Here is a 13,174-nt window from a genome sequence, read left to right as displayed (position 1 = left end):
CGCTCGACTTGCATGTATTAGGCACGCCGCCAGCGTTCGTCCTGAGCCAGGATCAAACTCTCCATAAAAGTTAAGTTTGACTTGCTCATTTGCACACCGAATGTGCTTTGTTTCAAATCTCTTCTATCTATAAAGAAGAAATGTTTTGACGTACTGGTTGGTTCGTTCAGTTTTCAAAGATCAAATGAATCATGGTGGGCCTGAGTGGACTTGAACCACCGACCTCACGCTTATCAGGCGTGCGCTCTAACCAACTGAGCTACAGGCCCCGATGACATTCAATAAAATGGAGCGGGTGAAGGGAATCGAACCCTCATCATCAGCTTGGAAGGCTGAGGTTTTACCACTAAACTACACCCGCAAGTGTATCATGTTGTTATTTAGGATTTCGATGGTCGGGAAGACAGGATTCGAACCTGCGACCCCTTGGTCCCAAACCAAGTGCTCTACCAAGCTGAGCTACTTCCCGTTAATGGCGCGCCCGAGAGGAGTCGAACCCCTAACCTTCTGATCCGTAGTCAGACGCTCTATCCAATTGAGCTACGGGCGCATTAAAAAAGCGACATTTAATATGTTAACATCTTTTGTGTTTTGACGCAAGGACTTTTTTTAAAAAAAGTTGGTGCGGCCGAGAGGACTTGAACCTCCACGGGATTACCTCCCACTAGGCCCTCAACCTAGCGCGTCTGCCGATTCCGCCACGACCGCAAAATTGCTGTAGTAAACAATGGGATGCTGATCATGATAATTGGATAATGCGGGTGGAGGGACTTGAACCCCCACGCCGTGAAGCACTAGATCCTAAATCTAGCGTGTCTGCCAATTCCACCACACCCGCATAATAAATGGTGAGCCATGAAGGATTCGAACCTTCGACCCTCTGATTAAAAGTCAGATGCTCTACCAGCTGAGCTAATGGCTCCTATTAAAGGAATCTGTAAAACTCAATGATGATGTTGTTTTTTGAAGCACAAGAAACATCATATAACTTATTCAGCTTTTTGTCAACTCTTTTTTGAAAAGAAAATGGCTGGGCCAGCTGGATTCGAACCAGCGCATGACGGTACCAAAAACCGTTGCCTTACCGCTTGGCTATGGCCCAAAAAGAGTGGCGGTCCGGACGGGACTCGAACCCGCGACCTCCTGCGTGACAGGCAGGCATTCTAACCAACTGAACTACCGGACCTTTATAAGATTAAGTGACCCGTACGGGATTCGAACCCGTGTTACCGCCGTGAAAGGGCGGTGTCTTAACCACTTGACCAACGGGCCAAAAATAAATGGCGGAGAAGGAGGGATTTGAACCCTCGCGCCGCTTACGCGACCTACACCCTTAGCAGGGGCGCCTCTTCAGCCACTTGAGTACTTCTCCGTAATGGCTCCAACGGTAGGATTCGAACCTACGACCGATCGGTTAACAGCCGATTGCTCTACCACTGAGCTACGTTGGAATAATTCGTAATGTCTGTTGCTGTTTTATCAGCGACGTTTTATATCTTATAACATTTCGTCCTTGGTGTCAAACCTTTTTTTCATGAAATTTTAAGTTGTTTTCATGCGCTTTTTGGCTTGTTTTGTTAGGACTTAACTAATTTAACATGTGGTCCTTCGTTCGTCAATGGAAAATTTACTTCTTTTTTAAATTCCCTTTACATTTCCCACAACCGAAACGTTTTGTATCTACCCGTCTTTTCCGCTTGTATGTCTGACCGCATTTTGTACAAACATAGTGATGGAAGTTCCCATTCTTTTCAGAAGGTAAGGCTGAGCAGTGCCGCGGGGATCCTGTCTTCTTTAATAGTGCCTTGAACTCAGGATCACGATGTCCAAAACCCTTTCCTTCAATATGAAGGTGGTAATGACAAAGTTCATGTTTAATGATGCCTTCTAATTCGACACCATCTAATTCTACTATATATTTCGGATTGATTTCAATCACTTTTTTAGAAGGAATATATCTCCCTCCTGTTGTCCGAAGACGAGGGTTGAAGTATACATCATGATCAAAAGGCTTGTCAAAGTATGTTATCGATAATTCATCCGTCCATTGCTGCAATTCCTGATCCGTCATAGGAACACCTCCCTTGTCCTTTGCATACTGTATCATAAGAATGAAAAAAGTTGAATATGAAGGAGATGACTTCTTATGCCTTCCTGGTTGAAGAACCAAATGACGAAAGCATTCTTGAACAAAGATAAATATCAGATTAAAATGCTGAATCAATGTTGGTATTACTATCAGCACTTATACAAATAAAAACTACCCGGAAAGTTACTTCTCTCCAGGCAGTTTCGTTTAGGTTTACCCTTTATTGAGCATCGTTAAAGCGATCCTCTGTTTTTGTACATCCACTTGCTCGACCCAAACCGTAACGACGTCCCCTACCGCCACCACATCCATTGGGTGTTTGACAAATTTGTCAGCGAGCTTTGAAATATGGACAAGCCCATCTTGTTTCACTCCAATATCCACGAAAGCACCGAAGTCTACTACATTTCTTACGGTACCCTCAAGTTCCATCCCCTGTTCTAAATCTTCCATTGAGAGAACATTCGTTTTCAACAACGGCTTAGGAAGGTCATCCCTTGGATCCCGGCCAGGCTGAACGAGAGATTTCACAATATCCTGCAGCGTCAATTCACCAATGTCCAGTTGTTCCGCTACAGATGATGTGTCCACACTCTTCAATTCTTCTGCTAACTTGTCCGTTCCGATATCCTCTGTGGTAAATCCGAACTTCTTCAACAGTTCCCTTGTCGCTTTGTAACTTTCCGGGTGAATCGGTGTACGATCCAGAGGTTCTTTCCCATCCAGGATTCGTAAAAAGCCGATACTTTGCTCAAATGTCTTTGCACCTAAGCGTGGAATATCTTTGAGTTCGGACCGTTTCGTAAACTTCCCTAACTCCTCCCTCTTTTTCACGACATTGTTCGCAACGGTCTTGCTGAGCCCCGACACATACTGCAACAGAGATGAAGAGGCTGTATTCACATTCACCCCTACTTGGTTTACCGCCGTTTCGACAACGAACGTCAAGGACCCATTCAGTTTTTTCTGAGTAACATCGTGCTGGTATTGACCAACCCCGATCGATTTAGGATCAATTTTCACAAGTTCTGCTAATGGATCCTGAACACGACGAGCAATGGATACCGCACTTCGCTCTTCCACTTGAAAGTCAGGGAATTCTTCACGTGCAAGCTTCGAGGCCGAGTACACACTTGCGCCTGCTTCATTCACAATCATATAAGAAGCGTTCAACTGATGTTTTTGAATCATATCTGCAATGAACTGTTCTGTTTCTCTGGAAGCCGTACCATTCCCAATAGCCATCAGTTCAATGTCATACGCATCCATAAAGGCAAGAATCTTTTTCTCCGCACCTGCCGTATCATTTCTTGGTGCAGTTGGATAGATGACCCCTATATCCAGCACTTTCCCCGTCTCATCCACGACAGCAAGCTTACAACCGGTCCGGTAGGCTGGGTCGACGCCCAGAACCACTTTCCCTTTCAAAGGAGGTTGCAGCAAGAGGTTTCGAAGATTACTGGAGAAAACTTCAATCGCCTGTTCCTCCGCCTGTTCAGATAATGCCCCTCGGATCTCTCTTTCAACAGATGGCTGGATTAATCGCTTATAACTGTCCTGGATCGCTTCTTCCAGGATGGAACGGATCTTCCCAACCGTATGGCGCTTAATGACGCTTCTCTCCAAATATTGAACTATTGCTTCTTCAGGAGGCTGAACGGAAACCTTAATAACCTCCTCTTTTTCCCCACGGTTAAGAGCAAGGACACGGTGCGACACAATGGACCGAACAGGTTCTTGATAGTCATAGTACATTTCAAAAATGCCTTTTTCATCTTTATCTGCTTTCTTTTCGGATGAAGCAATGACACCCTTATCGTGCGTCTGCTTTCTAATCTTTTCTCGATATGTAGGGTCATCGGAAATCCACTCGGCAATAATATCATTCACCCCGGCCTGAACATCTTCAACCGAATTCAGTTCGTGTTCATCAGAAAAGAAGGCTTCTGCTTCTTTCTCAAAATCGATGTCCTTCTGTTCCCAAACTTGAGTCGCGAGAGGTTCTAAGCCTTTCTCTTTGGCAACGGTCGCTCTTGTCCGACGTTTTTGTTTATAAGGCCGGTACAAGTCTTCCACCTTTTGTAGTTTTTCGGCAGATTCAATCTCGCGGCGTAAGTCTTCGGTCAGTTTGTCCTGTTCATCAATAAGGCGGATAACTTCTTCCTTCCGCTGAACAAGATTTGTAACATAATTCCACTGATCTTCAATGTCCTTAATCTGCACTTCATCCAAGCCGCCGGTAAGTTCTTTCCTGTAACGGGCAATAAACGGAACTGTATTTCCTTCTTCAAGCAATTCAATGACTTGTTTGATTGTTTGATCTTTCAATTTTGTCTGTTTAGCTACGAGCTTCATAAGCTCTGTATTTTTGTTGTTTTCACTCATCTACGTGACCTCCTTCAATGACGTCTCATCCATTGTATCAAATTATAAAAGAGAATACTTAAAGACTCCCGTGTACCAATTATGTATTAGCTCCCTTTAGTTGATGACTCGGTTTCGAGACTTTCGTGTGATTCTAAGCGCTCCGGGAAAAGGTTCGCTTTCCATGGGGCGGGCGATGAGCCTCCCGCGGAAAGCGAGTTATTCCCTGTAGCCCCAATCCACTCAATAATTTTATGATAAATGGTTCATACAAACACAATAAAACCCTCCATTCTCCCATACGGTTTGAATGAAGGGCTTTAATTATATGCCATGGCAATCAGGGTAATATCATCATCACGCGATTGACCATATAATTCTTTATATTGTTGAGTGATTTGCTCAACGTTCTTGGAATGAGTGAGGTTCGAAGACAGACGACGGTCATTGACTCCGTCTGAAAACATCAGGAATATCATCCCTTTCTGCACTGTTCCACGTGAGATTCTCAACTTTCGTGGATAACCTGATAAGTAACCAGCCAATGGAATGTTACGGTTACGCTTACCATCCGGGTCCACAGTAATCACCCCGATGTTACCAATAGATGAATAAGAGTAAGTACGATTGTCAAAGTCAATCCTTAAAATTCCCAGGACGACTCCACGTTTCCCTACCAACACCTCATTACATTTTTTGATGAGAGCTTCCAGCGTCAAATCTGGATGTTCCTCTATCACTTCCATAACCGCTTTGGACGATTCACGGGCCATTTCTCCACTACCGAGACCATCGGCGAGAGCACAAAGGAATGCATCGTCCGTTTCCTTGTAGAAATAGCTGTCTCCGCAGTAATAATTCCCTTTTTTGGCTTTTTGGAAAATAGACAGATCCACCCGTTTATTCTCCTTTTCCACTAGAATACCTCGACGGATTCAGACTGAAGGGCTTCTCTCAGTTTTCTCAATGCCCGCCTTTGCAAACGGGACACGTGCATTTGGGAGATTCCCAGCCGTTCACCTGTATCTTTCTGACTCATATTCTCAAAGTACGTACATTGTAAGATTTCCTGTTCACGTTCGCTAAGGATTGGGAGAATCTTCTCCAGGAGCATTCTCTGGTCGATGTTGGAATAACCATCTTCCTGATTTCCAATTAAATCAAGGATGGTGACGGTGCTTCCGTCAGAGTCAGCTTCAATCTTACGGTCAACAGAAAGAGCTTTATAACTTTTGCCCATTTCCATCGTTTCAAGGATATCCTCTTCAGATACTTCCAACTCATCGGCGATTTCTTTAACGGAAGGAGAGCGTTGTAGAGTGTTTGTCAGCTCTTCCGAAACCTTTTTGATTTTCGGCCCAAGTTCCTTGATTCTACGTGGGACATGAACACTCCATGTCTTGTCACGAATAAACCGTTTGATCTCACCAATGATTGTCGGAATAGCAAACGATTCAAAGGACTTGCCGAAATCGGCATCATATCTTCTGATTGCCGCCAACAGTCCCAGCATGCCGACTTGAACCAAGTCTTCATGGATGGTGCTGTTTTTTGAGTATTTACGAGCAATGGATTCTACAAGATCCTTATAAACGAGGACGACCTTCTCCTGGACTTCTTCATCTCTCGGATTCTCTTGTAAATAGGCGATCCATTCGTAAACTTCCTCATTGTGGTGTTGTGATTTGGTCGCCATCTTGACCCACCCCGGTTTCATGGAGATATTTTGTCATAAGGACAATGACTCCATATTTGCTATTGATTTCAACTTTGTCCATCAGAGCGTCAATGAGAAACAGGCCAAAGCCTCCTTCGCGCAGTTCTTCGATATCATCATCTTGTTTATAAGGACCGATATCTTCCTTAATTTCACCCAGGTTAAAGCTTCCTCCATGGTCAGCGACCATTACTTCAAGCCTGTCCTGATATACACCGAAACCGATGGTGATTTCACCTTCGCCTGTTTCTTTGTATGCATGTTTGACAGCATTTGTAATCGCTTCTGAAATGGCTACTTTCAAATCCTCGATATCTTCGTAAGTGAATCCCATTCGGTTGGCAATCCCTGATATACTCAGACGGACGACCCCGATGTATTCCGCTTTGGCAGGTACCTTCACTTCAACAAAATCAAATGGTTCCATGTTTACATTCCACCTTGTACTGTAGACTCGATGTTAATAATTTCTGTCAATCCCGTAATCTTGAAGAGGCGGTAAACACGGTCCTGCATATGAACAAGGCGCATCTCTGACTCATGCTCCTTCGTTGATTTCAAGGCACTGATGAAAACACCAAGACCCGTGGAGTCCATGTAATTCACATCTTGAAAATCCACTTCTACAACCTGGCCTTTTTCTTTCGTTAGTGGCAGCAGTGTATCTTTTAATTTGGGTGCTGTGAATGCATCCACTTCTCCGGTAAGGACGACATTTGAGACACCTTCATTGTTCGTAACATCTATAGATAAATTCATCATAATCCCTCCCAATGTTTCCTAAAAAACGTACTACATAATTGCTTACCCTGCTTATACAGTCATTAAACGTTTCTTCTTAAAATAATCAAGGTGAAGTCATCTCTCAACTGGAAGTCCTGCAGACGCTCAAAGTGTTTATACACTTGGTCCACAATTCCTTGTGCAGGGAGATGGGAATATTGCTTGATGACATGCAGGATTTCTTCCTGATCGATGAAACGGTCCCCTTGGCGACATTCTGTTACCCCATCGGTCAGAAGGATGATCATATCTCCTTTTTCCACTCTCTTTTCGTACTGCTTATACGTAACCTCAGGGGATACGCCGAGTACAAGCCCTGGCACATCGATCTCCTCAAACTCATCACGATCTTTATGGTAATAATAACCCGGTTCATGACCGGCTGATGAGAAAGTAAACGTATGCTCGTTCGAATTATACAAACCGTAGAACATCGTAATGAACATGCTTGCATCTACGTTCCGTTCAACCACACGGTTCAAACTGCCCAGTATGACACTAGGGTCTGTCCGCATCCCTGAAAAACTGTCCATGGAATACTTGATCATCGACATACAGAGTGCAGCAGGCACACCTTTACCTATGACATCGGCGACAGCAATTCCAAGACTCCCTTTTCCATCGTGGACGAAGTGATGATAGTCCCCGTTCATTTGCTTGGCAGGAACACTTAAAGCCCCTACATCAATGTCAGACAAATCCGGTTTCACTGTCGACAATAACGTTTTTTGCATATTGGCAGCGACGGAAATTTCCGATTTGAGTTCAAGCTGCTTTTCCCGCAGCGTCTGATACTCCTGGTAAGCCAATCCATAAGAAATCATGGTTTCCAGAAGAAAGTTCATAGATGACTGAATATAGTCAGGCATATCCGGGTATATTTCTTGTAGCGATTGGATATGGACATTGATGATCTCTTCCGGCGAAATGTTCTGCTGCATGGAATGCTTACTGAACTGTTCCGCTTGGTATAGAGCTTGCTCATCCTCAGTCTTAATATACTCTTGTAATAGTTCTTTATAATTTTCTAAATCGAGTTTCAATGTGTTCATTCATCTTACCTCCTTTACCGGAGCCATTTGACGACAGTGATTTCTGTACCTTCACCTTCTGCTGATACGATATCAAAGTCATCCATTAACCGTTTCACTCCTGGCAGCCCTGCTCCGAGCCCTCCTGAGGTAGTGAACCCATCTTCCATAACTTGACTGATATCTTTAATTCCAGGTCCTTCATCCGTAGCGACGATCCGGATTCCTTTTTTATTCATGTCTTCGAGTGCTTCGAAACAGACCTTGCCTGTTCCTGCATATAAATAAATGTTCCGTGCCAGTTCAGAAATGGCCGTGGCAATCCTTGCTTGATCGACAGTCCCGAAGCCGATCTTTCTGGATATATCTCGTCCAAGTTGCCTGGCTCCGACGATGTCCCATTCCTTTTTAATGTTGACACAGGATTGAAAGTCCATATTCACTCCTCCAATTCCTGGCGAAGTTTGATCAATCCTTGTTCTAGATCTAACGCGGTCGGGACATCTTGCATGTGTATACCTAGGTCAATAAGAGTCATTGCAACTGCCGGTTGGATCCCCGTCAAAACAACTTTGGCCCCCATCAAATCCGACATCGTCACAACGTCTCCCAAAACTTTAGCAATGAAAGAATCGATGATATCAACGGATGTCAAATCAATGACGACACCTGTCGCTCCGCTTTCATGAATCTTGCTCAAAAGATCTTCTTGGAACTGGATAGCCGTCTGGTCATCCAAATCGATTTGTATGGAAATGAGTAAATAGTTGTGAAGCTTTAAAATAGGTATCCTCATGTTTTCACTCCCTGTCTAGCGAATCAATTAGTTTTTCGATGTCTTCATCGTTGTTCTGGGTTTCTTCAATACGACGATTTGTTAATTCTAATGCTGTTTGGAAACCTTTGCGCAATGAACTCTTCGTAGGGAACTTGCCTAAATCGATGCCGAGGTTCACAATCGTCTGTGCTATTTCAGGACGGATTCCCACTAAAATGCACCGGGAACCGATCAGCCTTACAGCCTCAGCTGCCTGAATTATGTGATGGGCGACCATCGTATCGACAACCGGAACACCTGTAATATCGATCAATACAACTTCGGCGTTATGTTTGATTACACCGTCCAGAAGGTTCTCCATGATTAACTTGGCCCGCTCCGTGTCGATGGTTCCGATCAGAGGCATGATCGTAATGTTCTCCATCACAGGAATTAAAGGCGCGGAAAGCTCTTGTAAAGCCACCCTTTGCAAGGAAACGATGTGCTCCCAGCTCCCTGAATATTCATTCACAAGACGGTTGATGATCGGATCGACCCACCCATCTACTTTACGAAGGACCTCGGAAAAGTAATCGGAGTCGATTTTTTCCGATTGTTTGAGGATGAAATCTGTCACCACACGCCGGAACACTTGCATCCCGTCCGTTAAATAACTCAACGGCCACCCGAGATTGATCAGGCGTTCAGAGAAATCATCCAGGTCAGAAGATAGTCCCTGCTTCTCAATACTGGAAAAAATCACGTTGACAAATTCACGGTTCGTACTTTCGAACATTTCATCAGAAATCGTCGATGTATAATCATTCTTCTTATGTGTGTTGACTTCCTCCAACCACATTTTGACAATGTCATCACTATGTTCTACTACTACATTTTTCAGTCTTTCGTCCATTATCTAAACCTCCGCCTCATAACCCTCTATTGTTCGTCCTTATACTATCTAAGTATAATTTTATCAGAAAAAGACTTCCTTTTACACCATTTGCCTTCGTTCTCGTCACAACGGCATTTACACAAGAGTATCTTTCCCATACCCTCTGTAAAATGACAAGTTTCTATTTAAAAATCCGGGAATAAAAAACACGCCATCAACGATACCCTGTCTATCCCCATTATAAACTACAAAAGCACAAAAAAATAAAGTTACCTTAAAAAGGTAACTTTATTTCATCCACGACGTACATTCCGATTAAAAGTCGATCAAACCGAGGCTGATCTGCAAGGCTTTGTTGACCTGCTGCATCATCGGTTCATCAAGTTGAGTAATCTTATCGGTCAAACGCTGCTTGTCAATCGTTCTGATCTGTTCCAGTAGGATTACAGAATTTCGCTCGAACCCATATTTTTCTGCATTAATTTCGACATGTGTTGGAAGTTTGGCTTTTTGTATTTGCGCTGTAATCGCGGCTACGATCACGGTAGGGCTAAAACGATTACCAATATCATTTTGAAGGACGAGTACAGGACGAACCCCGCCTTGTTCTGATCCCACAACTGGGGACAAATCAGCGAAATAAACGTCACCTCGTTTGACTATCACTGGCTTCACACCCCGCTCACTAGTTGCTCCAGGGTGTGTTCGGCCTCCTCTTCAGCTTGAAACGCTTCTGAAGCGATATTTAAATTGATTTTCGCCATTTCCATGTAGCCTCTACGCATGGATTCTCTAATATGTCGCTGTTTCTTCTCACGCAAATACATTTTCGTTGCTTGACACATGAAATCGCTCCGATCACTGTTATCGAGTTGAATGAAGCCATCCACTTCATTGAGTAGGTTATCCGGAATCCGGATGACAATCTCCTGCATGCTATCGGACAAAACCATACACCTCCACCATCTTCTCTCAAAAGAAACCAGTCAATTAGTCCACTCTAATCTTATCAAACGGGAGTGTCCATTGCAAAGGAGTGTTGGAATTTTTTCGTGAATTATGAAAGCTTTTATCCTTACATCGGGAGAATTGTCCGAAAACGGGAAGATTCCTCACAGCAAGGAATTTCTTACTTCTACCGTTCTCCCACCTTCCTGAAAAACTCTCGGCACCCTTTGGCTGATCATGCAGGGAATCTCATAATTGATCGTTTCGAGATGCTCTGCTATTTCATCAGCTGAAATTTCTTGATTCCCTTGTTTACCAATTAAGGTAACCTTTGTCCCTATAGGATATTCCTGATCCAGCCGAATCATGAATTGATCCATGCAAATTCTTCCGACAATCGGCTGCCGTTTCCCGTCGACCAGGACATCTGCATCTTGAAGTTTACGGATCCATCCATCCGCATAACCAAACGGAATGGTGCCGATCCACTCTTCTTTTTCCGCGGTGTAGGTAGCCCCATAACTGATCGATTCTCCAGCCTCTATTTTTTTGACATGGATTAACCGGCTCGTCAGAGAAAAAGCAGGTTTCAAGTCGATCGGCCTTTCTTTTTTGACATGGGGGGAGGGATAAAGTCCGTACATACTGATACCAAACCGGACAAAATGGTCCATCCGCTCCGGCACCCTCATACTTGTCGCACTGTTACTTGTATGAATTTCGACATCTTCTACCCAATTCCTCTTAAAATACGAAAACATTTCGTCCCAGCGCTCTTGTTGTTCATTAAAATACTGTGAGTCTTCCTCATCCGCTGTAGCAAAATGCGTGAATAAAGCTTCCAAATGAAACGCGGCGGTTTCTGTAAGAAAAGAAAGGATCCCCTCTAATTCTGCAACCGTCCGTACACCGATCCGCCCCATTCCTGTATCGATTTTCAAATGAAGTTTTAAAGGAGCAGTGTCCTTTAAAACTTCTGCTTCCTCCAGCCAACCTTTTTGGAAGACCGTCAATGCGATGTTGTTTTCAGCAGCAACGGCCGCATCCTGAGGACGTGTCCAGCCCATGACGAGGATCGGGGCCTCAATTCCTGCTTTTCTCAGTTTCAATGCTTCGTCTAATAGTGCGACGGCCAGACTCTTCGCCCCTGCTTTCAAAGCGGCCCTTGCGACTTGAACATCACCATGTCCATAGGCGTCCGCTTTGACTACCGCGCAAATGTCTGTTCCATTTTCCAATCGTTGTTTCAATTGCTGTATATTATACTCAATCGCCGTTAATTCAATCTCTGCAATTGAATCTCTATAATACGTATCCCATGCCACTTTGACCCGCTCCTCTCTCTATCTTTTTATTATTGAATGAGAAGAAGCCGGTGTCAAATACATAAAAGAAGCAGGAATAACGGTTAGGTTTGATGATTAAGCTAGGGAAATTAGAGGCTCTCAGGATTCCGGAGAGTGAAGCTTAAGAGGGAGATCTTCCTCCTCAGTAGAAGACCAAAAAATAAAGCAGACCGTTAAGCCTGCTCCTTCCAATTTTATTTCACCATCGCAGCTGTGTTGATTGAACTTGCGACAGCGACCATTTCATCCTGTGTCAATTCATTGCTCGCAAGTTGATAGGTCGTTCCATTGTGGTTCCATTCCAGACGGTTATGTTCGAAGGCTGCAAACACCCCGTCCCAAAGCTGGACAGGCTCACCGTTCACCTGGACAGAGTATTGAGCACTTGCCGATTGCACCTCCGCCTTTTCCTGGACCAATGTGAAGTTCTTATCCCCTGCATAAGTCATGATGAATCGTTTTCCATCTTCTGTCTTCACTTCACGCTCGTCTGCAAGTTCAGCACCGAACGTTTCTTGTGGGTAAAGGACCTCCTCAAGCTCTTCCCCTTCCATGTTGGCAACAGGGGCTTCCGTCGGAGCCATGGCCATATTCTTATCGACATCAAAGTCTTCCTTCTTCATCGAATCGTCTTTCGCAAAGTTCGCGAATTGAACTTCTACGAGAGCATTCATATCCTGATCGAACACTTTCACCATTACAGGGTGATACGTTTTCTTATCAAAATAAATCTCCTGGAACGGCAGGGTCTTGTTATTCTGATAATTTGTCTTCGTCTTGAACACAAAGTAGTTTTCGGAAGCATTGAATTCTGCATCCGGATCCGCTTTGATATCATTCAGCAGCGAAGCATAGAGGTAAGGTTGACTTGTGTTCTGAGGCCATTCGCTTTGGAACTTGAAGCTCTTGTTCAAGGCTGGCGTCAGGACATACACGCCGCTGTCATTTTTCAAGATGATCTGGCTTCCTTTTTCATCCTGGTCATTTTGAAGCTTCACGCGGTAAAAATCATCCTTTTTATGCCACACTTGAATGTTGTATTTCTGTTCTTCCTTCCCTGTACGCATCTTCATATTCGCTTCGGTCTTATATCCAGCCATTTCTTCCGACTGTTTTTCAAGCTTCTTGACGACATCTTCTTTTGATTGTGAGCCACAAGCTGTCAAAGCACCTAAGACGAACAGGCTGAACAACAGGATCAGAAAACGTCTTTGCATAAGACTCAACTCCTTTGTCTCTACTTA

15 protein-coding genes, 12 tRNA genes and 1 rRNA gene are annotated in these 13,174 nt (G+C 44.0%); 1 reads left to right on the top strand and 27 read right to left on the bottom strand.

What is annotated here, in order from left to right; genetic code table 11:
• From GLW00_RS19700 to GLW00_RS19635, 14 genes are all read right to left on the bottom strand, one after another.
• Positions 1 to 68: ribosomal RNA gene (locus tag GLW00_RS19700) — 16S ribosomal RNA — on the bottom strand; the annotation flags it as partial.
• Between the two features lie 124 nt (positions 69 to 192).
• A tRNA-Ile gene (locus tag GLW00_RS19695) sits at positions 193 to 269 on the bottom strand.
• Positions 270 to 287: 18 nt separating this feature from the next.
• Positions 288 to 361 (bottom strand) — tRNA-Gly (locus GLW00_RS19690).
• 31 nt (positions 362 to 392) lie between these two features.
• Positions 393 to 469 (bottom strand) — tRNA-Pro (locus GLW00_RS19685).
• A 4-nt stretch (positions 470 to 473) separates the two neighbouring features.
• Positions 474 to 550, bottom strand: a tRNA-Arg gene (locus tag GLW00_RS19680).
• Positions 551 to 620: 70 nt separating this feature from the next.
• Positions 621 to 708, bottom strand: a tRNA-Leu gene (locus tag GLW00_RS19675).
• A 48-nt stretch (positions 709 to 756) separates the two neighbouring features.
• Positions 757 to 838: transfer RNA gene (locus tag GLW00_RS19670), tRNA-Leu, on the bottom strand.
• Positions 839 to 846: 8 nt separating this feature from the next.
• A tRNA-Lys gene (locus tag GLW00_RS19665) sits at positions 847 to 922 on the bottom strand.
• A gap of 105 nt (positions 923 to 1,027) precedes the next feature.
• Positions 1,028 to 1,102 (bottom strand) — tRNA-Gln (locus tag GLW00_RS19660).
• A 7-nt stretch (positions 1,103 to 1,109) separates the two neighbouring features.
• Positions 1,110 to 1,186: transfer RNA gene (locus GLW00_RS19655), tRNA-Asp, on the bottom strand.
• 14 nt (positions 1,187 to 1,200) lie between these two features.
• A tRNA-Glu gene (locus tag GLW00_RS19650) sits at positions 1,201 to 1,272 on the bottom strand.
• A gap of 9 nt (positions 1,273 to 1,281) precedes the next feature.
• Positions 1,282 to 1,372, bottom strand: a tRNA-Ser gene (locus GLW00_RS19645).
• A gap of 4 nt (positions 1,373 to 1,376) precedes the next feature.
• Positions 1,377 to 1,451, bottom strand: a tRNA-Asn gene (locus GLW00_RS19640).
• Positions 1,452 to 1,627: 176 nt separating this feature from the next.
• On the bottom strand, positions 1,628 to 2,071 hold the full coding sequence (locus GLW00_RS19635) for a SprT family protein (RefSeq protein ID WP_160916892.1): 444 nt from the start codon (positions 2,069 to 2,071) through the stop codon (positions 1,628 to 1,630).
• 75 nt (positions 2,072 to 2,146) lie between these two features.
• Between GLW00_RS19635 and cmpA the strand changes: the two genes are divergently transcribed.
• Positions 2,147 to 2,257 (top strand): cortex morphogenetic protein CmpA, encoded by a 111-nt coding sequence (gene cmpA / locus GLW00_RS19630; RefSeq protein ID WP_089654570.1) that lies wholly within the window; start codon positions 2,147 to 2,149, stop codon positions 2,255 to 2,257.
• A 45-nt stretch (positions 2,258 to 2,302) separates the two neighbouring features.
• Here cmpA and GLW00_RS19625 read toward each other — a convergent pair whose 3' ends face one another.
• From GLW00_RS19625 to GLW00_RS19565, 13 genes are all read right to left on the bottom strand, one after another.
• Positions 2,303 to 4,474: a Tex family protein gene (locus GLW00_RS19625; protein ID WP_160916890.1), complete on the bottom strand. Its 2,172-nt coding sequence runs from the start codon at positions 4,472 to 4,474 to the stop codon at positions 2,303 to 2,305.
• 299 nt (positions 4,475 to 4,773) lie between these two features.
• Positions 4,774 to 5,349: a PP2C family serine/threonine-protein phosphatase gene (locus GLW00_RS19620; protein ID WP_326313971.1), complete on the bottom strand. Its 576-nt coding sequence runs from the start codon at positions 5,347 to 5,349 to the stop codon at positions 4,774 to 4,776.
• A gap of 20 nt (positions 5,350 to 5,369) precedes the next feature.
• Entirely contained in the window at positions 5,370 to 6,149 is a 780-nt protein-coding gene (gene sigB / locus GLW00_RS19615; RefSeq protein ID WP_160916886.1) for an RNA polymerase sigma factor SigB, read from the bottom strand.
• Complete coding sequence (gene rsbW / locus GLW00_RS19610) at positions 6,121 to 6,597, bottom strand: anti-sigma B factor RsbW (RefSeq protein ID WP_115825019.1); 477 nt, start codon at positions 6,595 to 6,597, stop codon at positions 6,121 to 6,123. Before rsbW ends, sigB begins: the two co-directional genes overlap by 29 nt.
• A 2-nt stretch (positions 6,598 to 6,599) precedes the next feature.
• Positions 6,600 to 6,929, bottom strand: coding sequence for an STAS domain-containing protein (locus GLW00_RS19605; protein WP_089654564.1), 330 nt, complete (start codon positions 6,927 to 6,929; stop codon positions 6,600 to 6,602).
• A 65-nt stretch (positions 6,930 to 6,994) separates the two neighbouring features.
• The gene (locus GLW00_RS19600; protein WP_160916885.1) at positions 6,995 to 8,005 is read right to left on the bottom strand and encodes a PP2C family protein-serine/threonine phosphatase; all 1,011 of its coding nucleotides are present in this window, start codon (positions 8,003 to 8,005) and stop codon (positions 6,995 to 6,997) included.
• Positions 8,006 to 8,019: 14 nt separating this feature from the next.
• A complete protein-coding gene (locus tag GLW00_RS19595) occupies positions 8,020 to 8,421 on the bottom strand; it encodes an anti-sigma regulatory factor (protein ID WP_160916883.1) in 402 nt (133 codons plus the stop codon).
• A gap of 2 nt (positions 8,422 to 8,423) precedes the next feature.
• Positions 8,424 to 8,780 (bottom strand): STAS domain-containing protein, encoded by a 357-nt coding sequence (locus tag GLW00_RS19590; protein ID WP_089654561.1) that lies wholly within the window; start codon positions 8,778 to 8,780, stop codon positions 8,424 to 8,426.
• 4 nt (positions 8,781 to 8,784) lie between these two features.
• A complete protein-coding gene (gene rsbRA, locus GLW00_RS19585) occupies positions 8,785 to 9,654 on the bottom strand; it encodes an RsbT co-antagonist protein RsbRA (RefSeq protein WP_160916881.1) in 870 nt (289 codons plus the stop codon).
• A 297-nt stretch (positions 9,655 to 9,951) separates the two neighbouring features.
• Positions 9,952 to 10,302, bottom strand: a complete 351-nt coding sequence (locus tag GLW00_RS19580) for a type II toxin-antitoxin system PemK/MazF family toxin (protein ID WP_035511328.1) — start codon at positions 10,300 to 10,302, stop codon at positions 9,952 to 9,954.
• Between the two features lie 5 nt (positions 10,303 to 10,307).
• Positions 10,308 to 10,589 carry a CopG family ribbon-helix-helix protein gene (locus tag GLW00_RS19575; protein ID WP_027956786.1) on the bottom strand — a complete coding sequence of 94 codons (282 nt, stop codon included), beginning with the start codon at positions 10,587 to 10,589 and terminating at the stop codon, positions 10,308 to 10,310.
• A 159-nt stretch (positions 10,590 to 10,748) separates the two neighbouring features.
• On the bottom strand, positions 10,749 to 11,909 hold the full coding sequence (gene alr, locus GLW00_RS19570; RefSeq protein ID WP_160916879.1) for an alanine racemase: 1,161 nt from the start codon (positions 11,907 to 11,909) through the stop codon (positions 10,749 to 10,751).
• A 215-nt stretch (positions 11,910 to 12,124) separates the two neighbouring features.
• The gene (locus GLW00_RS19565; RefSeq protein ID WP_160916877.1) at positions 12,125 to 13,147 is read right to left on the bottom strand and encodes a LolA family protein; all 1,023 of its coding nucleotides are present in this window, start codon (positions 13,145 to 13,147) and stop codon (positions 12,125 to 12,127) included.
• Positions 13,148 to 13,174 lie beyond the last annotated feature (27 nt).

Source organism: Halobacillus litoralis (assembly GCF_009856445.1).
Lineage (GTDB): Bacteria > Bacillota > Bacilli > Bacillales > Halobacillaceae > Halobacillus > Halobacillus litoralis.
This window is presented reverse-complemented; position numbering and strand designations above follow the sequence as displayed.